This is a genomic window from Nevskia sp. (assembly GCF_051860985.1).
Classification (GTDB): Bacteria; Pseudomonadota; Gammaproteobacteria; order Nevskiales; family Nevskiaceae; genus Nevskia.
The window spans coordinates 63,322-82,944 of the sequence record NZ_JBIMKV010000005.1 but is presented as its reverse complement, the minus strand read 5'-3'; the positions used below and the strand labels follow the sequence as shown (position 1 = coordinate 82,944).

The window sequence follows — 19,623 nt, the reverse complement described above, 5'->3', positions numbered from 1 at the left end:
AGGGCCGGCATCGCTGCCGGCCCTTTTCGTTGCTGCGGTCAATCGGGCGTGAGGCTCAGCCGTTCAGCCAGTCCAGATAGCGCTTCACCCCTTCCTCGACGGTCAGGAACGGCCGGTCGTAGCCGATCGCCCGCAGCTGCTCGTGGCTGGCTTCGGTGAAACTCTGGTAGCGACCGACCAGGTTGTCCGGGAACGGCACGTAGTCGATGCGGCCACGGCCATGCCAAGCAATCACCGCATTGGCGATGTCGTTGAACGGCTGCGCGCGGCCGGTGCCGCAGTTGTAGATGCCGGACTTCTGCGGGTGATCCCAGAACCACAGGTTCATCGCCACCACGTCGTCGACATGGATGAAGTCGCGGCGCTGGCCGCCATCCGGATAGCCGTCGCTGCCGGCGAACAGGCGGCACGCGCCGTCCTTGGCGATCTGGTTGTTGAAGTGGAATGCGGTCGAGGCCATGCCGCCCTTGTGCTGCTCGCGCGGGCCGTAGACGTTGAAGTAGCGCAGGCCGACCACCTGGTTGCGCGGCTTCACGCGGCGCACGTACTGGTCGAACAGGAACTTGGAATACGCGTACATGTTCAGCGGCTTCTCGCAATCACGTTCCTCGCGGAAGCCGTTGCTGCCCATGCCGTAGACCGACGCCGAGCTGGCGTAGAAATACGGGATGTCGTGCTGCTGGCTGTAGTGCAGCAGTACCTTCGAGTAGCGGTAGTTCACGTCCATCACGAACTTGCCGTTCCACTCGGTGGTCGCCGAGCAGGCGCCCTGATGGAAAATCGCGTGGATGCGCGGCAGCTCGCCGCGCTCGACCCGGGCGAGGAACTCGTCCTTGTCGAGATAGTCGGCGATCTCGGCGTCGGCGAGGTTGCGGAACTTGGTGCCGTCGGTCAGCTCGTCGACCGCGATGATGTCGCTCCTGCCACGGGCATTGAGGCCGAGTATCAGGTTGGAGCCGATGAAGCCGGCTGCTCCGGTCACGACGATCACATTGCTTCTCCGAGTACGAGTTGACGCCAGCGGGCCGCCACCGCCGCCCGTTCCTCGGCGAAGTCTGCCTGATCGGCCAGCCCGTCGGCCTGCTGCAGCGCACGCCGGTGCAGCCAGCCCCGGTAGGCGCGGGTCGCACGCAGCAGGTCGTCCTTCTGCGCGGCCGTGATTCGTCCCGCTTCGGCCAGCGCTTCCAGCTGCCGCCAGTTGTCGGTGTACTCGACCAGGCTGGCAGCGCCGTGGGCATCGCGCAGCACCAGGAACTGGGTCAGGAATTCGGCGTCAATCAGTCCGCCCTCCGCCTGCTTCACGTCCCACTTGCCGGCCGCCCGCTTTTCCAGGTTGCTGCGCATCTTGGTCCGCATGTCGACCACTTCGCGGCGCAACGTGTCGGCGTCGCGGACGCGCATCAGGACATCGCGGCGCACGTCGGTGATCGCCGCGCACAGCGCCGGATCGCCGACCACCACGCGGGCGCGCAGGAAGGCCTGGTGTTCCCAGGTCCAGGCCGAATCGCGCTGGTAGCGAGCGAAGCTGGCCAGCCCGCTGACCACCATGCCGGAGTTGCCGCTCGGCCGCAGCTGCAGGTCGACCTCGTAGGCGCGGCCGGCCGGCGTGTGGGTGGCCAGGTAATGGACGATGCGCTGGCCGAGGCGGGCGAAGAACTGGGCGTTGCTGATCGGCTTCGGACCGCCGGTCGGGGCGTCCGGCTGGTCGCAGTCGTAGACGAACACCAGGTCGAGATCGGAGCCGTAGCCCAGTTCGATCGAGCCGAACTTGCCGTAGCCGAGGATCGCGAACGCTGCCGCGCTGCCGTCGGCGTTGACCGGTGCGCCGTGCGCCTCGGCCAGCTGCGCGCGGGCGGCGGCGACGGTGCGGGCCAGGATCGCTTCGGCCAGCCAGGTCAGGCGGTCGCTGACCTGCACCAGCGGCAGGCTTCCGGACAGGTCGCAGGCGGCAATCCGCAAGGTCATTTCCTGCCGGTAGCGGCGCAGCAGTTCCATCTGCGCTTCCATGTCGTCGGCGGCGATCCGCTCGAAGCGGGTGTCCAGCTCGTCGTGCAGCTGCTGGCGGCTCGGCGTTTCGGCGGCCAGCCTGGGATCGAGCAGCGCATCGAGCAGCGCCGGCGTGCGCGCCAGCAGCGCGGTCAGCCAGGGGCTCGCCGCGCACAGCCGGACCAGCTGGGCGCGGGCCACGCCGGAATCGCGCAGCAGGATGAGGTAGGGGCTGCGGCCGAGGATCGCGGCGATCACGTCCAGCGCGCGCACCGCCGCCGTCGCCGGATCCGGCTGGCGCGCCGCCTCGTCGAGCAGCAGCGGCAGCAGGCTGCGCAGCCGCGCCTGCGAGGGATCGGACAGGCTGCGCATCAGCCGCGACTGACGCAGGTCGGCCAGCGCCTTGGCGACGGCCGCCGTCCCGCCACCGAAGCCGCGCGCGCCGAGCGCCGCCTCGGATTCGACCGCGACGTCCCAGGCCTCGTTGGCGCCGGCGTCGAAGGCCGGCGTCGCTGCCGGCGTCTCGGCTTCGGCGAACAGCCGCTCGAACTCGCGGCGCACGAAGGCCCGCGCCGCTTCGATCGGCGCCAGCGCCGTCGCGTAGTCCGGCTCACCGAGCGCGGCGGCAAACGCGGCGCGGGCGGCGTCATCGGTCGGCAGCCGGTGGGTCTGCAGGTCGCCATGCAGCTGCACGGCGTTCTCGGCACGGCGCAGCAGCACGTAGGCCTCGTCGAGCGCCCGGGACGTGTCGGCCGGCAGCAGACCACTGCTGCCGAGCGTGCGCAGCACCGGCCGCAGCCGGGCGTCGCGCAGCCGCGCGTCCTGCCCGCCCCGGGTCAGCTGGAACAGCTGGACGATGAACTCGACCTCGCGGATGCCGCCAGGGCCGAGCTTCAGGTTGTCGGCCGCGCCCTTGGCCTGGGCGTCGCGGTCGATCAGGCCCTTCAGCTCGCGCAGGCTGTTGATCGCGCCGTAGTCGAGATAGCGGCGGTAGACGAACGGCCGCAGGTGGTCGAGCAGCATCTGTCCGGCGGCACGATCGCCCGCGCAGCAGCGCGCCTTGACCATCGCGTAGCGCTCCCATTCGCGGCCGTGGGTCTGGTAGTAGTCCTCCATGCCGCTCATCGACGCGGCATGCGGGCCGACGCTGCCGAACGGCCGCAGCAGGGTATCCACGCGGAACACGAAGCCGTCCTCGGTCGGCGTCGCCAGCAGCCGCGCCGTGTCGCGGGCCAGCTTGGCGAAGTACTCCTCGTTGCTGATGCCGCGCGCGCCGTCGGTATCGCCGTTGGCGGTGTAGCCGAAGATCAGGTCGATGTCGGAAGAGAAGTTCAGCTCGGAGCCGCCCAGCTTGCCCATGCCGAGCACGAACGGCGTGGCGGGTTGGCCGTCCGCCTCGCGCGGCTGGCCGTGGCGAGCCTGCAGGCCGCGCGCCACGAAGGCCATCGCGGCGTCGATCGCGGCGTCGGCCAGCGCCGAGAGATCAGCCAGCGTCTCGTCGAGCCCGGCCAGCGCGCCGATGTCGCGCACCGCGATCCGCGCCAGCTCGCGGTTGCGGAAGCGGCGCAGCTCGCGCATCAGCGCCGCTTCGTCGCCGAGGCCGTCGAGCGCCGCGCCGAGCCGCTCGGCCACCGCCGGCAGCTGGCGCCGGAAGCTGCCGTCCGACCACGCGGCGTCCGCCCAGTCGGCCTGGCGGCGAAACACGCCGGCGATGAACGGGCTGGCCGCGAGCACGCGGGTTTTCAGGTCGGCGTCGGACATGGGCGGGCGGAGCAGGCGATGCATCAATTTGGGGCAGCGAGTGTAGCGCCGGGCATCGCCGCCGCCGCCGGCACCCGCTTCGTGCGAAATTGCGCGCCTTCGCAGCAAGCTCCATCGACGTATGAGCAACACCCGCAACAGCGACATCCTGATCCTCGGCGGCGGCATCATCGGCCTCAGCGTGGCGCTGGCCTGCCTGCGCGCCGGCCGCGGTGTCACCATCCTTGAGCAGAAGACCGCCGGCAGCGCGGCCAGTCATGGCAACTGCGGCACCATCACGCCCAGCCACATGCCGCTGCACGCGCCCGGCACGCTGATCAAGGGCCTGAAGTGGATGCTCAGGGCCGACGCGCCGCTGCGCATCAAGCCGAGCCTGGACCCGGCCCTGATCGGCTGGCTGCTGCGCTTCGCGAAGCGCTGCAACCCGCGGGATTTCCGCGCCACGGCGGAAGTGAAGGCGAAGCTGCTGCTGGCGTCGCGCGCGCGGCTTGAACAGCTGATCGCCGACGAGGGTCTGCAGTGCGAGTTCGAGCGCAGCGGCACCCTCTATGTCTACCGCGATCCGGCCAGCTTCGCGGCGGCGGCCGGCGACGCCGCGCTGCTGCCGGAACTGGGGATGGTCTGCGACACGCTGGACGGCGATCAGGTGCGGGCATTGGAGCCGGCGCTGAATGCCTCGGTGATCGGCGCCCACTTCCATCCGGGCGATGCGCGGCTACGTCCGAGCACCTACGCCGCCGAACTGGCCCGGGTGGTGCGCGCCGCCGGCGGCGTGATCGAGGAGCAGACCGCCATCGACGGCATCGCCACCCATGCCGGACGCGTGGTCCATGTCGACACCGCGCGCGGCCGGCATGCCGGTCGGGATGTAGTGCTGGCGCTCGGCGCCTGGTCGCCGCTGCTGGCGCGCCAGCTCGGCCTGAAGATCCCGATCCAGCCCGGCAAAGGCTACTCGATCACCTACAGCCGGCCGCAGCGGGCGCCGGTGATTCCGATGGTGCTGAAGGAGCGCAGTGTCTGCGTGACCGCCTGGGGCTCCGGCTACCGGCTCGGCAGCACGATGGAATTCGCAGGTTACGACACGCGCCTGAACCGCGTGCGGCTCGACGCGCTGGCGCGCGGCGCGGCCGAATATCTGCACGAGCCGGTCGGGCCGAAGGTTGAGGAAGAATGGTTCGGCTGGCGACCGATGACGCCGGACGATCTGCCGATCATCGGCCGGGCGCCGGGTCTGGCCAATCTGACACTCGCCACAGGTCATGGCATGCTGGGTGTCAGCTTGTCGGCGATCACTGGCCAGCTGGTCAGCGAACTGCTGACCGGCCGACCGCCGTCGCTGGACCTGGCGCCGTACGCGGCAAGCCGGTTTTGAACGCCACGGCGCGCCACTCGACGGCGGGTTGATCGGGGGCTGACCCGCTGGTCGGAATACATCACACCGGCAGTCGGGAAAGCGCGCTGATCGCCAATATTTTGACCTTGGCGGGTTTGATCGCTGAAACTTCACATTCGGGCATGAAAACGGCGTGTGCAGCAGCTGATTCCCGACCCTAGAACTCCAACGGACTTTCGCAAATGCTCAAGACTCTCGTGGCGCTGGCAGTGGTCGGTACCGCCGGTGCAGCGCTGGCCCAGGATGATCAGCCGGTCACCCGCGATCGCGTCGTCTACAACTCGAACGACTACGTCAGCCTGATCGGCAATCTCGCCATTCCGGACAGCGGCCGGGGCACCGACACCTTCGGCGGCAACGTCACCTTTATCTTCGGCAACCAGATCCACGAAAACATCTCGATCGAAGGCCGCTTCACCGCCGCCCTGCTGGAAACCGGCCGCGGCAAGGGCACGGACTTCTACCAGTACACCGGCGGCCTCGATGTCAGCTTCAGCCCGTACGACCGCCGCGACGAACGCGCGCTGACGCCGTTCGCGCTGATCGGCATCCTGACCACCGCTGACGACGTGGCGCCGAACAGCCGCGACGACAGCTCGATCGGCGGCAACGTCGGCCTCGGCTTCGTCACCAAGCCGCTGTTCCACAACCTGCGGCTGCGCGCCGAAGGCCGCTACACCTATTCCAGCTTCGAAAGCGGCTACCACGACTACAGCGTCGGCTTCGGCTTCGAACTGCCGCTCGGCCGCGACCACGAACAGCTGACGGTCATCCCGGCCAAGATCGAGACCCGCGTGGTCGAGATCGTCAAGTCGGTGCCGCGCCAGATCATCGACACCGACGGCGACACCGTCGAAGACGCGCAGGACCAGTGCCCGGGGACGCCGAAGGGCGTGCGGGTCGACGCTGCCGGCTGCGTGCTGCCGGGCCAGCTGCTGAGCCTGCGGCCGATCACCTTCGAGGCCAACGAGGCGCGCCTGCGGCCGAACGCCCAGTCGGCGCTCGACGTGATCGCCCGCGGCCTGATCGCGCAGCCGAACTTGAAGGTCGAGGTCGGCGGCCACGCATCGCTGACCGGTTCGGCCGACGAGACGCAGGAACTCTCGCAGCAGCGTGCCGACTCGGTCCGCGCCTACCTCATCGAGAAGGGCGTGGCACCGGATCAGCTGATGGCGACCGGCTACGGCAAGAAGCAGCCGAAGGTGCGCCGCGAGCGCAACGACGACGACCGCACGCTGAACCGTCGCGTCGAATTCCGCGTCATCAGCCGCTGATCGCGGACGCCCCTGTCCGGCAACCGGGGATCCGGCGGTCGGACAGGGGATCAAGAATCAAGGCTGGACGGAGGTTGCGGCACGGCGGGCTTTCTTGCTTTTTCGCCGCTGCCCGACACCCGGAAGCCTGCAACAACATGCTGATTCAATTGTAGAAATCACACCATCTCATCGACGGCGAGTTGACTTTTTCGAATTGACTTTGGGGAGGCGGGCCAGCATCCTGCCCGCAAGTTTTGGGCCCGGTCACCCGCGGTGCTCGTTCGTACGGTCGATCCAGTTCAGGGGCAAGGAAACATACTTATGCGCAAGGCTTTGATTGCAGCGGCAGTGCTGTCCAGCGGTGGCGCGCACGCGCATGGCAATGGCGATATCGGCCAGCACGAATACATCAGCATCCTGCCGAGCTACGAATACGACGACAAGGAACGCACCGGCAAGCGTCGCTTCAGCGGCGGCGCCTCGCTGATCTACGGCCATTCGTTCGCGAACAACCTCGGCGTCGAGCTGAACGCCAACTTCGGCCTGTTCGAGACCGGCAACGGCAACGGCACCGATTTCTATCGTTACAGCGGTACCGCCGATCTGGTCTACACCTTCAACGATCGCAACGGTCCGGCGCTGCTGCATCCGTTCGTGCTGGTCGGTGTCGGCGGCGCGTACAACGACGTGACCCCTGATTCCCGCGACGCCGCCAGCCTGCTCTACGGCGGCGGCGCCGGCGTGGTGACCCGAGACCTCTACCACGGCCTGCGCGTCCGCGCGGAAGGCCGCTACGTGCGCGACGAGTTCGGCCCCGGCTACGGCGATGTCCGCGCCTCGCTCGGCATCGAAATCGCGCTTGGCCGCGCCGTTGCCCGCACCATCGAGGCGCCGGCACCGCCGCCGCAGATCATCGAAGTGGTTAAGGAAGTCCCGCGTCCGTTCGTCGATACCGACGGCGATACCGTGCCGGATGAACGCGACAAGTGCCCGGATACTCCGCTGGGCCTGAAGGTCGACTCCGACGGCTGCGTCATCCCTGACCAGGTCATCGAACTGAAGGGCGTGACCTTCGAATTCAACAAGACGCGTCTGACGCCGAACGCGGAAGTCGTGCTCGACACCGTGGTCAAGGCCTTCATCGGCCAGTCGGGCCTGAAGGTCGAGATCGGCGGCCACACCGACTCGCGTGGTTCCGACGCCTACAACCAGAAGCTGTCGCAGGGCCGCGCGGATTCCGTCCGCAACTACCTGATCTCGAAGGGCGCACGACCGGATCAGCTGACTGCGGTCGGCTACGGCGAAAGCCAGCTGCTGATCAATCCGGAGACCAACGACGACGACTACGAGCTGAACCGTCGCGTCGAATTCAAGGTCGTCGGCAATTGATCGCCGCCCTCCGAACGAAGATTGCTATGGAGAACAGAGTGAACAAGCCTGCACTGCAGAAACGCCTGATTCCGATGGCGCTGGCGATGATGCTGTCCGGGGGCCTGACCGGTTGCGCCGATGACGCGAGCAACCTGATCGGCGGCACCACTTCCGGTACGACGGGCGGCTCCACCGGTGGCACGACTTCCGGGACCACCGCCGGAACCACGGGCGGCACGACTTCGGGCACCACGGCCGGGACCACGGGCGGCGCCACCTCGGGCGATACCGGCGGCACGACCTCGGGCACCACGGCTGGCACCACTGGCGGTACCACCTCGGGCACGACGGCCGGGACCACTGGCGGCACGACCTCCGGTACCACGGCGGGCACCACCGGCGGCAGCACCTCGGGTGACACCGGCGGCACTACGGCCGGTACCACCGGCGGTACGACCTCGGGGACCACGGCGGGGACCACCGGCGGCACCACTTCGGGCACCACGGGCGGTTCGACCGGTGGCAGCACCACCGGTGGCGACATCGGCGGCATCGTCTGCAACCCGACGTCGGACACCTTCCGCCCGATCCGGCTGCCGAACGCAGCGGCCACGGGCCAGGTCAACGGCATCTGCCTCGGCTGCTCGGTGGCCAACCCGGAAAACACGATCGACGAAGACTTCACGACGATCTCCACGCTGATCACGCCGGTCGGTCTGCTGACCGGCTCGCCGCAGCTGAACGTCATCGACACGGCGACCACCTATCCGGCGGGCCGTCGCGCCGGTTTCGTGATCTTCGATCCGGCCGGCGCGCTGCTGACCCTGGACCTGCTGCAGTCGGTGACCATCGTGGCCGCCAACAACGGCGACCCGGTCGATACCGCCACCGTGCCGACCGGCATCTCGCTGGATCTGCTCGGCACGCCGATCCTCGGTGCCGACGGCGCGCGCTTCGTCAGCTTCGTGCCGGCCGCGAACTTCAACGAGCTGCGCCTCACCTATCGCGGCGCACTGGCCACCGCCCTGCAGCAGATTGCGGTGGTCCAGGCCTGTGTGTCGGTCAACCCCGCCGTGCTGCCGTAATGGCTCCAAGGAAATCTCAGATGAAGCGACTGATCGGCATCACCATGGCGCTCACGCTGGCCGGCGGCCTTGCCGGCTGCGCCGATGACGCCAGCAACCTGATTGGCGGGACCACGTCCGGCACGACCGGCGGCACCACCGGCGGCACGACCTCGGGAACCACCGCCGGCACCACCGGTGGCACCACGTCCGGAACCACGGCGGGCACGACGGGCGGCACAACCTCCGGCACCACGGCAGGCACCACCGGCGGCACCACCTCCGGTGCCACGGGCGGCACGACCGGCGGCAGCACCACCGGTGGCGACATCGGCGGCATCGTCTGCAACCCGACGTCGGACACCTTCCGCCCGATCCGTCTGCCGAACGCAGCGGCCACCGGCCAGACCAACGGTATCTGCATCGGCTGCTCGGTCGGCAATCCGGAAAACACCATCGACGACGACTTCACGACCGTCGCCGCGCTGAACACGCCGGTTGGTCTGCTGACCGGCTCGTCGCAGCTGAACGTCATCGACACCGCCCAGACCTACCCGGCGGGCCGCCGCGCCGGCTTCGTCGTGTTCGACCCGGCCGGCGCGCTGCTGACGCTGAACCTGCTGCAGTCGGTGTCGATCGTCGCCGCCAACAACGGCATGCCGGTCGACATGGCCACCGTGCCGCCGCGTCTTGCGCTGGATCTGCTCGGCACCCGCATCATCGGCAACGAAGACGCGCAGTTCCTGAGCTTCGTGCCGACCGCCGAATTCAACGAGCTGCGGCTGTCATTCGGTGGCCTGCTCGGCAATGTGCTCGCCCAGCTCGGCGTCGTCCACGCCTGCGTTTCCGTGAATCCTGCCGTACTGCCATGACCGTAATGAAGCGAAACACGATGAAGTCCTGGATGGTGGTTGCTGCGGCACTGACCCTGGCCGGTGGCCTGGCAGGCTGCGCCGACGATTCGAGCAATCTCGTTGATCCGGTCGACCCTGTTGATCCGGTCGATCCGGTGGACCCGGTGCCCTGCGTGATCAGCTGCACGCCGACCCCGCCGCCGCCGCCGACCTCGCTGGAGGATTGCAACCCGAACAATCCAAACGCGACCTACGCGCCGATCAACAGCAATGTGTCGTCGGTCGACGTCAACACCGAAGGCCTGTGCATCAACTGCCGCGTCGCCTCGTCGGCCTCGGCGTTTGACGGCAACCTCAGCACGTTCTCGGTTGAGACGGCCGGCGTTGGCGTGCTCGGCACGATCGGCCTGTCCGGTTACGGCCCGCGTAGCTATCAGACGTCGCCGACGGTGCAGCGCCGCATCGGCTTCTTCGTAGCCTACCCAGCCGATTCGGTGGCAGACGTGGCGCTGTTGACCAAGGCCAGTGCTTCGACGGTCGACGTCAACGGCGCCGTGGTGCAAGGGCCCGGCGACCAGACGCTCGACACCGCGCTGAGCCTGCAGCTGCTGGGCCTGCCGCTGCTGGAGGGTCAGTCGCTGGCCTTCGTCAGCGTGCCGACCTCGCAGCCGTTCAACGGCGCCCGTCTCGACTTCACGCCGACCATAGGCGTGCTGGCCGGCCTCAACGTCATCGAGGCCTGCATATCGCGCTGAAGTCCGGCGGACGAGTAGCGACACCGGAAGGCCCGCAGCGATGCGGGCCTTTTTGTTTGCATCGAGCGGCAACCGTGCGGATCGGGCAGCAGCGCCAGCCGATCCTTGCAGCAGGCGCGCTGAGGCCTGCGTCTTGCGGCGACTCAGGCGTCCGGTTCGGCGTCGTCCAGTTCGATCAGCGGCGGCGCGGCAGTACCGGGCAGCGATTCGACGCTGCGCAGCTTGCGGCTGATGGCCCGGCTCCGGGTTTCCACCGAACCCATCGAGTTCTGCACGGTTTCCAGCTGCTTCTTGGCCTTGGCGAGCACGTCGCCGAACTTCTCGAACTCGGTCTTGACGGTGCCCAGCACGGTCCAGACCTCGCTTGACCGCTTCTGGATCGCCAAGGTCCGGAAGCCCATCTGCAGGCTGTTCAGCAGCGCGGTCAAGGTGGTGGGTCCGGCCACCGTCACCCGGCACTCGCGCTGCAGCCATTCGCTCAAGGACGGGCGCCGGATCACTTCGGCATACAGGCCTTCGGTCGGCAGGAACAGCAGTGCGAAATCGGTCGTGTGCGGCGGCTCGATGTACTTGTCGCGGATCGATTTCGCTTCCAGCTTGATGCGCGCTTCGAGCTGGCGACCGGCTTCGTCGATGCCGGCGGCATCGGCACGTTCCTGGGCATCGAGCAGGCGCTCGTAGTCCTCGCGCGGGAACTTGGCATCGATCGGCAGCCAGACCGGCCCGGCGTCATCGGCGCCGGGCAGGCGGATCGCGTATTCCACCGGATCGCGGCTGCCCGGCCGGGTCACCTTGTTCTGCTCGTACTGCTCGGCCACCAGCACCTGCTCCAGCAGGCTGCCGAGCTGCACCTCGCCCCAGATGCCGCGCGTCTTGACGTTCGACAGCACGCGTTTGAGGCCGCCGACATCGGTGGCCAGCGACTGCATCTCGCCAAGGCCGCGCTGCACCTGCTCCAGCCGTTCGGCGACCCGCGAGAACGATTCGCCCAGCCGCTTCTGCAAGGTGTCGTTGAGCTTCTCGTCGACGGTGCGGCGCATCTCGTCGAGCTTGGCGGTGTTGTCGGCCTGGATCGCCGCCAGCCGCGATTCGACCGTTGCGCGCAGCTCGTTCATGCGCTGCGCGCTGGTTTCGGCCAGCGTGTTGAACTGGCTGTTCAGCTGCTCGCCGAAACGGGCCAGCGCCTGCGCCTGGCTCTGCTGCTGCTGCTCGCGGGCCGCGCGGGCTTCGGCCTGCTGCGCGGCCTGACGCTCGTCGGACAGGCGTGACTGCGCCTCGATCTGCTGCGCGAAGGTGGCCAGCTGGGTCGCCAGCTGACGGCCCAGCAGCTCGGCTTGGGCGGTCTGGTTGGCGCCGAAGCGGTCGAGCGCAACCGCCAGCTCGCCACGGCCCTGGGCGGACTGCGCGGCAGTCTCGCGGCGCGCGGTGGCGGCCTCATCACGCACGGCGGCTTCAATGCGGCTGCCGTCGCGGGCACTGGCATCCAGCGCAGCGCCCAGGCCGCGCACGGCGAGCCAGGCCAGCACGGCGGCCAGGGCCGCGATCAGGGAAAGAGCGAGAACGACGAGATCGGCGGTGGTCATCCGGCGATTGTACGGGCCGGGTCCGGCGCCGCCCGGCTGCGATGTGAGGCCGTCAGCCGAACAGGCGCTGCTGGTCGAGCGTCGACCGCCCGCCATCGGCCGCGCTGCGCGCCGATTCGAGATGCGCAAAGGCCCTCGGCAGCAGCTGGTGGATGTAGAAGCGCGCCGTCTCCAGCTTGGCGGCGTGGAAGGGATCGGCCGCGCCGGCCTTGGGCAGCGCCAGCACGGCTGCCCGGGCGAACAGATAGCCGAAGCACAGGTGGCCAAGCGCCTGCAGCAGGTCGTAGGCGGCTGCGTCGGCGGCATCGCGATCGCGCTGCTGGGCCTCGCCCAACTGGCCGACGCTGGCCTCGAAGGCATCGGCCAGCCGCCGTACCGGCGCAAACAGCGAGGCCAGTTCCGACGGCTGGGCCGAATCGCCGAGAAAGCCGCGCATCCGCGCCAGCAGCTTGGCAAGCCGGGCCCCGCCGTCACCCAGGATCTTGCGGCCGACCAGGTCGCGCGCCTGCACGCCGTTGGTGCCCTCGTAGATCTGGGCGATGCGGACATCGCGCACCCGCTGCTCGATGCCGTGATCGCGCAGGTAGCCATGGCCGCCAAGCACCTGCAGCGCCAGGTTGGCATCGTCGAACGCGTTGTCGCTGAGGAAGGCCTTGGTCACCGGCGTCAGCAACGCCAGCAGGTCGCCGGCATCAGCCCGCGCGGTCGGATCGGGATGATGGGCTTCCAGGTCGCTGCACAGCGCCATCCAGTAGCTGAGCATCCGGCCACCTTCGATGCGCGCCTTCTGGGTCAGCAGCATCCGGCGCACATCCGGGTGATGGATGATCGGGTCGGCCGGCAGCTCCGGATGCCGGGCCCCGCCGGAAGGCCGCATCTGCAGCCGCTCGCGCGCGTAGGCGAGCGCCGCGTCATAGGCGCCCTGCGCCACCGCCACCGCCTGCACGCCGACATTCAGCCGCGCGTCGTTCATCAGGATGAACATCGCCGCCAGCCCCTGGTGCGGCTGGCCGACCAGCCAGCCGCGCGCGTCGTCCAGCGTCACCGCGCACGTCGGGCTGCCGCGCAGGCCCAACTTGTGCTCGACGTGGGTGACCTCCAGCCGGTTGCGGCTGCCATCCTCGAGACGCTTCGGCACCAGGAACAGCGAAATGCCGCGCACGCCGGTCGGCGCATCGGGCAGCCGTGCCAGCACCATGTGGACGATGTTCTCGGTCCACTCGTGGTCAGCGCCGGAAATGAAGATCTTGCTGCCACGCAGGCGGTAGGCCGGCGTGTCGGGCAGGTCGTGCGCCGGATCGGGCAGCGCCGTGCTGCGCAGCAGGCCGAGATCACTGCCGGCGTGCGCTTCGGTCAGCAGCATCGTGGTGGTGACGCGGCCGTCGACGATCGCCGGCAGCCAGCGCGCCTGCAATGTCGGCGATGCGTGCTGGCTGACGATCCGGTAGACGCCGTGCGACAGGATCGGCGTCATCGTCCAGCTCTGGTTGGCGCCGTTCAGCAACTCGACGATCGCCGAATGCGCCAGCGCCGGGAAGCCCTGCCCGCCGTGTTCCGGCGCGCAGCTCAAGGTCGGCCAGCCGGCGTCGATGAACTGCCGGTAGGCATCGGCGAAGCCGGGCGGCGTGCGGACCGCGCCGTCCTCCAGCTGGCAGCCGATGGCGTCGCCGCCGGCATTCAGCGGCGCCAGCACGTCTTCGGCGAAGCGCGCCGCGCTGGACAGCGCACTGTCGAGCAGGTCCGCCTCGATCTCGGCGAACGCCGGTATCTGGCGCAGGTGCTCGCCAGCCTCCAGCAGCTCGTGAATCACGAAAGCCATGTCGCGCAGCGGAGCTTGGTAGGCAGCCATGTCGGTGTCGATCGGGAAGGAGGAAACGGGAAGTTGCGGTGCTTCAGCCAGCCGCCGGTAGATCCAGCAGCGCCAGCGCTTCATCGCACCAGGCGAGCGTCGTGCGCTCGGTCAGGATGCCCATGCGCAGGCCCAGGTAGCGGCCGCGCCGGCGTGCGTTGAGCGCGGCGGGGTTCGGGTAATGCTCGGCCATGATCGCTTCGTAGCGGGCCAGCCTTTCGGCGTGGCGTTGCCGGCGGCTGCCGATTTCGGCCACCAGCGTGTCGCGATTGTCGTCGTCGAGCGCGAACAGCTTGACCAGCAACTCTTCCTTGAACGCCGGCGGCTCGGTGGCCTCGGTCAGCCACTGGTCGAGCAGCTTTCGGCCGGCGTCGGTCAGCTGGTAGACGATCCGGTTCGGCCGCTCGCTCTGCGCGACGGTCTCGGCCTGCACCCGGCCGGCGGCCGCCAACTTGTGCAGTTCCTGGTAGATCTGCTGGTGGCTGACCGGCCAGAAGAAGCCGACGGTCTGGTCGAAACGCTTGGCGAGGTCATAGCCGGAGTGCGCCCGGTCGAGCAGCGACACCAGGATCGCATGCGACAGCGCCATGACCTCGCCCCGACCCTCAGGCCGCCAGCAGGCGGCCGCGCGCCGCGAGGTATTCGCGCTCCAGGCGGTCGACCAGTTCGCCGGCGCTGGTCACCGACTTCACGGCGCCGATGCCCTGGCCGCAACCCCAGATGGTCTTCCAGGCCTTGGCGTCGGTGTTGCCGCCGGAGCCGAAATCCATCTTGCTCGGGTCCGATTCCGGCAGGTTATCCGGGTCCAGCCCGGCGGCGACGATCGACGGCCGCAGGTAGTTGCCGTGCACGCCGGTGAACAGGTTGGAGTAGACGATGTCGTCGGCGCCGCAGTCGACGATGCACTGCTTGTAGCGGGCGTCGGCATTGGCTTCGGTGGTGGCGATGAACGCCGAGCCGATGTAGCCGAGATCAGCCCCCATCGCCTGCGCGGCGAGGATCGCGCTGCCGCTGGCGATCGAGCCGGACAGCAGCAGCGGGCCGTCGAACCACTCGCGGATTTCCTGGATCAGCGCGAACGGCGACTGCGTGCCGGCATGGCCGCCGGCACCGGCAGCGACCGCGATCAGGCCATCGGCGCCCTTCTCGATCGCCTTCTTCGCGAACTTGTTGTTGATGATGTCGTGCAGCGTGATGCCGCCGTAGGAATGGATCGCCTCGTTGACGTCGACCCGGGCGCCGAGCGAGGTGATGACGATCGGCACCTTGTACTTCACGCACATCTCCAGATCGTGCTCCAGCCGGTTGTTCGACTTGTGGACGATCTGGTTGACCGCATACGGCGCCGCCGGACGATCCGGGTGGGCCTGGTTGTGGCGATCCAGTTCCTCGTTGATCCGCTGCAGCCACTTGCCGAGTTCTTCGGCCGGCCGCGCGTTCAGCGCCGGAAACGAGCCGACGACGCCGGCCTTGCACTGGGCGATCACCAGGTCCGGATTGGAAATGATGAACAGCGGCGAGGCGACGACCGGAATGCGCAGGCGGTCGCGAAGCACGGGCGGAAGAGACATGCGGGCCAACCTCATCGATAAGGGAGGCCGGAGCTTATATGCAGAAAATTGTCTGTGCAATTTTTTGCATAGTCTGCCGCAAAAGTGGCGTCGACAGACAACGAGACAGACCGGCGCCGCTCAGTAGCCGAGCGACGCCCGGCGCGCCTCGGCGGTCGGCAACGGCGCGGCCTTGTCGGCGATCACCGGCAGTTCACCGGACATGGTCCGGTTCAGCGCGATCAGGGCATCCGCGCCGTCTTCGAGATCGAAGGCATCGACGATCGCCTTGACCGGGCAGACCGGCACGCAGGCGGCGCAGTCGATGCAGGCATCCGGATCGATGTACAGGCGGTCGTCCGCAGCGTGGAAGCAGTCGACCGGGCACAGCGCCACGCATTCGGTGTAGCGACAGGCCGTGCAATGGTCGGTGACGACGTGTGGCATCAGGCGCGCTCCACTTCGACGGCGTTGTCGGAAAAGGTCGGCGCGCCACCGAGATCGCCGAGCGCGGTCGGGTTCAGCGCCGCTGGCGTGGCCTGTGCGCGGGAACTGGCCAGCCAGTGACCCATCGGTGCGACGACCACGCCGGGCAGCGTGTCCTCGGCCACCTTGGCGACCGCGACAAAAGCACCACGCGCATTGCGGACCCGCACCAGGTCATCGCTGCGGATACCGCGTGCATCGGCATCGGCCGGGTGGATGACCAACTTCTGCTCGCCTTCGCGCACCGCCTGCCGGCGCAGGTTGCCGTAGCTGGAGTTCAGGAACGAATGGCTTTTCGGCGACATCATCGCCAGCGGATAGGGCGCACCGGCAAGCGCCTCGGCGAAGCCGGACTCGCGCGGCGGCCGGTAGGTCGGCAGCGCCGGCACTGGTGCACCATCCTGCAGCTCGGCATAGCCCTGGCGGAAGGTCGGCAGCACGAAATTGCCGCCGGCCGCCATCGAGGCCTTGATCTCGACCTTGCCGGACGGCGTCGGGAAGCCACCATCGGCATGCGGCGCAAAGACATCGGCAGCCGGCAGGTTCAGCCGCGCATAGCCCTGCCGCTCCAGCAGTTCCAGGCTGATGCCCTGCATCGTCGGCGCATCCCAGTCCAGCGATTCGCGCAGGATCTCCTCGTCGCTGCGCTGGAAGAACGGGTCGTCGAAACCCATCACGGTGGCCAGCCGGCGGAACAGCTCGGCGTTGGCAATCGCTTCGCCCTGCGGTGCCACCGCCTGCCGGTTCAGGGTCAGGTACAGATGACCCCAGGAGAACATCAGGTCGTCCTGTTCCACCTGCGTGGTCGCCGGCAGCAGCAGGTCGGCATAGCGCGCGGTGTCGGTGATGAACTGCTCGCTGACCACGGTGAACAGGTCCTCGCGCGCCAACCCTTCCCGAAGCCGCAGTTGGTCGGGTGCCACCACCAGCGGGTTGCTGTTGTAGACGAACAGCGCGCGGATCGGCGGGTCCAGCGGCAGGCTGCCGGTGAGTGCTGCGCCGAGCTTCCATTGATTGAGCACACGGGTGCCCGGCGTGATGAGGTCGGCGCGGTGCAGCCGATCCCAGCGCACCGGAAACGCCCATAGCGGCAGTTGCAGCAGGCCACCGCCGGGACGTCGCCAGGCGCCGACCAGCGCCGGCAGGCAGGCGATCGCGCGCACCAGCTGGCCACCGCCGGCCGAGCGTTCGATGGCGACACCGATGCGGATCGCCGAGGGCTGCGCGCTCGCGTAGTCGCGCGCCAGGGTCCGGATCACGTCGGCGTCAATGCCGGTTTCGGCAGCCGCGAATTCCGGCGTATAGCCGGCGACATGCGCGTACAGTTCATCGAAGCCGATCGTGTGGCGGTCGACGTAGTCGCGATCAACCAGGCCTTCGCGAATGATCACGTGGATCATCGCCAGTGCCAGCGCGGCATCGGTGCCTGGCCGCGGCCGCAGGTGCAGGTCTGCCATCGCGGTGGTGCCGGTCTTCACCGGGTCGATCACCACCAGCTTGGCGCCGCGCTTGCGCGCCTGGTCGATGAACGGCCACAGGTGCGCGTTGGTGCTCAGCAGGTTGCAGGCCCAGAGGATGATGAAGCGCGAGTGGGCGAGGCTTTCCGGGTCCATGCCCGGCGTCGGGCCGACCGTCATCACGTAGGCGGTCGAGGCGCCGGAATCGCAGAACGTGCGTTCCGAGATCGTGGCACCCAGCCGGTTGAAGAACGGATCGCCGACGGTCAGGCCGTTGACGATGCCCTGGGTGCCAAGATAGCTGTATGGCAGGATCGCGGTCGGGCCATCAGCCCTGATGATCGCGCGCCAGCGCTCGCCGATCGTCGCCAGCGCCTCGTCCCAGCTGATCCGCTCGAAGGCGCCGCTGCCCTTCGGGCCGCTGCGGCGCATCGGATACAGCAGCCGCTCCGGGTGGTAGACGCGCTCCTGATAATGGCTGGTCTTGGCGCACAGCCGGCCCTGCGTGAACGGATGCGCCGGGTTGCCCTGCACCGCCGTGACCCTGCCCTGCGCGACCAAGACCCGCATCGAACAGGTGTCCGGGCAATCGTGCGGACAGGCACCGAGCACGGTGGCGTCCTGGGCAAGCGGGTTCGGCATGGCGGTTCCCGTTCATGAAGTCGGTGACCGCAGCATGCTGCGCCGCTGGCAGTGATTCAATCAGGCAGGGCACTCGGCCCCGCGTCGCCGCGCTGCGGGCACCGGCTGCAGCTAGCCGCCGGCCGGCAGCGAGAACTCGGTGATGCCGTAGCCGGCCGCCGCCGGAATCCGCAGCGTGATGCCGGCGGCCGTGTCGACGCGCTCGGGCAGCACTTCGATGATGGTGTCGGCGCGCGCAGCCGCCAGCGCTTCCGCCACGCTGCGGCTGCGGCCGAGCTTCTCGACGTTCAGCCGCGTGGCCGGCACCAGCGTGCGGCGTCCGGCATCGGCCTGCGCCAACGCGTCCTGCGGGCGGATCCACACCGAATCGACGGCTTCGCCGCCGTCATGCAGCAGCACCTGTTCGGCCGGCGCGGCGGCCAGATAGAAACGGGTGTCGAAACGCTTCGGCATGAACGTCGGCGTGGTCCAGTGCGCGAACGGCACCAAAGTCTCGCAGGCCAGTTGCAGGTCTTCGGCCTCGAGCATCGCGGCGATGCCGAGCGTGCCCTTGTCGAGCGCCGCCCGGTACTGCGGCCCGAGTGCTGCGACCCGTGCCGGGTCGACGAATGCCGCCGAGCCGCGCGGCCGCGCCAGCAGCACGCCGCATTCCTCGAAGGCCTCGCGGACGGCGGCGATGCGCAGCGCGATCTCGTCGGCATTCAGACCATCGATACCGCTGCAGCGCGCCTGCGCAGCCGGATCGTGATCACCGGTCGCCAGCTTGCCGCCGGGGAACACCAGCGCGCCGGAAGCGAAATCGATCTGCTGGTGGCGCACCACCATGAACACTTCGAGGCCGTCGGCGCCATCGCGCAGCAGCAGAACGGTGGCGGCAAGGCGCGCGGGTGCGATCGGAGCAGCGGCAGGTGAGGTCACGGCGTCAGGGTCGGGCGGTTCAGGGCCGCCGACGATCCCGCAAATCAATTGCCGACTGCAACCTTCTTGCGCGCGTAGGCGAGCAGGAACTCCATCTGGTCGGCCAGGATCCGGCGGTTCGACAGGATCAGGTACTGCGCGAGGTTGGGGATGTACGGCACCGCCAGCAGCTTCATGCCGGCTTCCTCGGGCGTGCGATCGTCCTTGTACTGGTTGCAGGCGCGGCAGGCGGTAACGCAGTTTTCCCAGACCGAATCACCGCCGCGCGATGCGGGCACGATGTGGTCGCGGGTCAGTTCGTTCGGCGAGAACTGGCGGCCGCAGTACAGGCACAGGTTCTTGTCGCGCTGGAACAGCGTGCGGTTGGTCAGCAGCGGCGCGTTGCCGCCGTTGTGACGCCGCGAGCGATCGGCGACGGCGATGATCGAGCCGATCCGCAGCTCGGACGGCTGCCCGGTGCGGGCATTGATGCCGCCGCGGACGATGAAGCGTTCGGCACCGGTTTCCCAGCGCACGCAGTCCCGGGCGTAAAGCGTTGCAGCGGTCTGCCAACGAATCCAGCCAACCGGCATGCCACCGATATCGAGCTTGAGGATCGAATGCATCATGTTCTTGACTTTAGCCGACTTTCACGGGCGTGTGTGCGTGCGGCGAGCATGGCCGGAGGATGTTGCAGCGCTGCGTCCACAGCCGCCGGC

The 19,623-nt window shown here is 68.5% G+C and carries 16 protein-coding genes; 6 read left to right on the top strand and 10 right to left on the bottom strand.

Annotated features, from left to right (window positions below; genetic code table 11):
• Window positions 1-55: 55 nt before the first annotated feature.
• Together rfaD and glnE are read right to left on the bottom strand one after the other, a co-directional pair.
• Window positions 56-991, bottom strand: coding sequence for an ADP-glyceromanno-heptose 6-epimerase (gene rfaD, locus ACTIGJ_RS06645; RefSeq protein WP_439639505.1), 936 nt, complete (start codon window positions 989-991; stop codon window positions 56-58).
• Window positions 988-3,747: a bifunctional [glutamate--ammonia ligase]-adenylyl-L-tyrosine phosphorylase/[glutamate--ammonia-ligase] adenylyltransferase gene (gene glnE / locus ACTIGJ_RS06640; protein WP_439639504.1), complete on the bottom strand. Its 2,760-nt coding sequence runs from the start codon at window positions 3,745-3,747 to the stop codon at window positions 988-990. Before glnE ends, rfaD begins: the two co-directional genes overlap by 4 nt.
• A gap of 121 nt (window positions 3,748-3,868) precedes the next feature.
• Between glnE and ACTIGJ_RS06635 the strand changes: the two genes are divergently transcribed.
• The 6 genes from ACTIGJ_RS06635 to ACTIGJ_RS06610 all read left to right on the top strand — a co-directional run bounded on the left by ACTIGJ_RS06635 (window position 3,869) and on the right by ACTIGJ_RS06610 (window position 10,440).
• On the top strand, window positions 3,869-5,119 hold the full coding sequence (locus ACTIGJ_RS06635) for an NAD(P)/FAD-dependent oxidoreductase (RefSeq protein WP_439639503.1): 1,251 nt from the start codon (window positions 3,869-3,871) through the stop codon (window positions 5,117-5,119).
• Window positions 5,120-5,322: 203 nt separating this feature from the next.
• Window positions 5,323-6,414 carry an OmpA family protein gene (locus ACTIGJ_RS06630; protein ID WP_439639502.1) on the top strand — a complete coding sequence of 364 codons (1,092 nt, stop codon included), beginning with the start codon at window positions 5,323-5,325 and terminating at the stop codon, window positions 6,412-6,414.
• A gap of 303 nt (window positions 6,415-6,717) precedes the next feature.
• A complete protein-coding gene (locus tag ACTIGJ_RS06625; RefSeq protein WP_439639501.1) occupies window positions 6,718-7,785 on the top strand; it encodes an OmpA family protein in 1,068 nt (355 codons plus the stop codon).
• A gap of 38 nt (window positions 7,786-7,823) precedes the next feature.
• Window positions 7,824-8,852, top strand: a complete 1,029-nt coding sequence (locus ACTIGJ_RS06620) for a hypothetical protein (RefSeq protein WP_439639500.1) — start codon at window positions 7,824-7,826, stop codon at window positions 8,850-8,852.
• A 20-nt stretch (window positions 8,853-8,872) separates the two neighbouring features.
• On the top strand, window positions 8,873-9,703 hold the full coding sequence (locus ACTIGJ_RS06615; protein WP_439639499.1) for a hypothetical protein: 831 nt from the start codon (window positions 8,873-8,875) through the stop codon (window positions 9,701-9,703).
• Entirely contained in the window at window positions 9,700-10,440 is a 741-nt protein-coding gene (locus ACTIGJ_RS06610; protein WP_439639498.1) for a hypothetical protein, read from the top strand. Before ACTIGJ_RS06615 ends, ACTIGJ_RS06610 begins: the two co-directional genes overlap by 4 nt.
• Before the next feature lie 143 nt (window positions 10,441-10,583).
• Here the strand turns inward: ACTIGJ_RS06610 and ACTIGJ_RS06605 are convergent, their stop codons facing one another.
• The 8 genes from ACTIGJ_RS06605 to ACTIGJ_RS06570 form a co-directional block, all read right to left on the bottom strand.
• Window positions 10,584-12,023 carry a DNA recombination protein RmuC gene (locus ACTIGJ_RS06605; protein WP_439639497.1) on the bottom strand — a complete coding sequence of 480 codons (1,440 nt, stop codon included), beginning with the start codon at window positions 12,021-12,023 and terminating at the stop codon, window positions 10,584-10,586.
• 52 nt (window positions 12,024-12,075) lie between these two features.
• Complete coding sequence (locus tag ACTIGJ_RS06600) at window positions 12,076-13,872, bottom strand: acyl-CoA dehydrogenase (RefSeq protein ID WP_439639496.1); 1,797 nt, start codon at window positions 13,870-13,872, stop codon at window positions 12,076-12,078.
• Window positions 13,873-13,915: 43 nt separating this feature from the next.
• Window positions 13,916-14,461 carry a PadR family transcriptional regulator gene (locus ACTIGJ_RS06595; protein ID WP_439639495.1) on the bottom strand — a complete coding sequence of 182 codons (546 nt, stop codon included), beginning with the start codon at window positions 14,459-14,461 and terminating at the stop codon, window positions 13,916-13,918.
• Between the two features lie 16 nt (window positions 14,462-14,477).
• Complete coding sequence (locus ACTIGJ_RS06590) at window positions 14,478-15,443, bottom strand: NAD(P)H-dependent flavin oxidoreductase (protein ID WP_439639494.1); 966 nt, start codon at window positions 15,441-15,443, stop codon at window positions 14,478-14,480.
• A gap of 120 nt (window positions 15,444-15,563) precedes the next feature.
• A complete protein-coding gene (locus ACTIGJ_RS06585; RefSeq protein ID WP_439639493.1) occupies window positions 15,564-15,869 on the bottom strand; it encodes a 4Fe-4S binding protein in 306 nt (101 codons plus the stop codon).
• Window positions 15,869-18,007, bottom strand: a complete 2,139-nt coding sequence (locus ACTIGJ_RS06580; RefSeq protein ID WP_439639492.1) for a molybdopterin-containing oxidoreductase family protein — start codon at window positions 18,005-18,007, stop codon at window positions 15,869-15,871. The genes ACTIGJ_RS06585 and ACTIGJ_RS06580 overlap by 1 nt, the downstream gene beginning before the upstream one ends.
• 111 nt (window positions 18,008-18,118) lie before the next feature.
• A complete protein-coding gene (locus tag ACTIGJ_RS06575) occupies window positions 18,119-18,925 on the bottom strand; it encodes an NUDIX hydrolase (RefSeq protein ID WP_439639491.1) in 807 nt (268 codons plus the stop codon).
• Between the two features lie 44 nt (window positions 18,926-18,969).
• On the bottom strand, window positions 18,970-19,533 hold the full coding sequence (locus tag ACTIGJ_RS06570; RefSeq protein WP_439639490.1) for an HNH endonuclease: 564 nt from the start codon (window positions 19,531-19,533) through the stop codon (window positions 18,970-18,972).
• Window positions 19,534-19,623: the final 90 nt, after the last annotated feature.

Excerpts from the sequence above, each read along its gene's own strand:
- ACTIGJ_RS06625 (WP_439639501.1), top strand. The coding sequence starts at position 6,718 with ATGCGCAAGGCTTTGATTGCAGCGGCAGTGCTGTCCAGCGGTGGCGCG.
- ACTIGJ_RS06590 (WP_439639494.1), bottom strand. The coding sequence starts at position 15,443 with ATGTCTCTTCCGCCCGTGCTTCGCGACCGCCTGCGCATTCCGGTCGTC.
- ACTIGJ_RS06585 (WP_439639493.1), bottom strand. The coding sequence starts at position 15,869 with ATGCCACACGTCGTCACCGACCATTGCACGGCCTGTCGCTACACCGAA.
- ACTIGJ_RS06615 (WP_439639499.1), top strand. The coding sequence starts at position 8,873 with ATGAAGCGACTGATCGGCATCACCATGGCGCTCACGCTGGCCGGCGGC.
- ACTIGJ_RS06580 (WP_439639492.1), bottom strand. The coding sequence starts at position 18,007 with ATGCCGAACCCGCTTGCCCAGGACGCCACCGTGCTCGGTGCCTGTCCG.
- ACTIGJ_RS06605 (WP_439639497.1), bottom strand. The coding sequence starts at position 12,023 with ATGACCACCGCCGATCTCGTCGTTCTCGCTCTTTCCCTGATCGCGGCC.
- ACTIGJ_RS06635 (WP_439639503.1), top strand. The coding sequence starts at position 3,869 with ATGAGCAACACCCGCAACAGCGACATCCTGATCCTCGGCGGCGGCATC.
- ACTIGJ_RS06610 (WP_439639498.1), top strand. The coding sequence starts at position 9,700 with ATGACCGTAATGAAGCGAAACACGATGAAGTCCTGGATGGTGGTTGCT.
- ACTIGJ_RS06600 (WP_439639496.1), bottom strand. The coding sequence starts at position 13,872 with ATGGCTGCCTACCAAGCTCCGCTGCGCGACATGGCTTTCGTGATTCAC.
- glnE (WP_439639504.1), bottom strand. The coding sequence starts at position 3,747 with ATGTCCGACGCCGACCTGAAAACCCGCGTGCTCGCGGCCAGCCCGTTC.
- ACTIGJ_RS06595 (WP_439639495.1), bottom strand. The coding sequence starts at position 14,461 with ATGGCGCTGTCGCATGCGATCCTGGTGTCGCTGCTCGACCGGGCGCAC.
- ACTIGJ_RS06570 (WP_439639490.1), bottom strand. The coding sequence starts at position 19,533 with ATGATGCATTCGATCCTCAAGCTCGATATCGGTGGCATGCCGGTTGGC.
- ACTIGJ_RS06630 (WP_439639502.1), top strand. The coding sequence starts at position 5,323 with ATGCTCAAGACTCTCGTGGCGCTGGCAGTGGTCGGTACCGCCGGTGCA.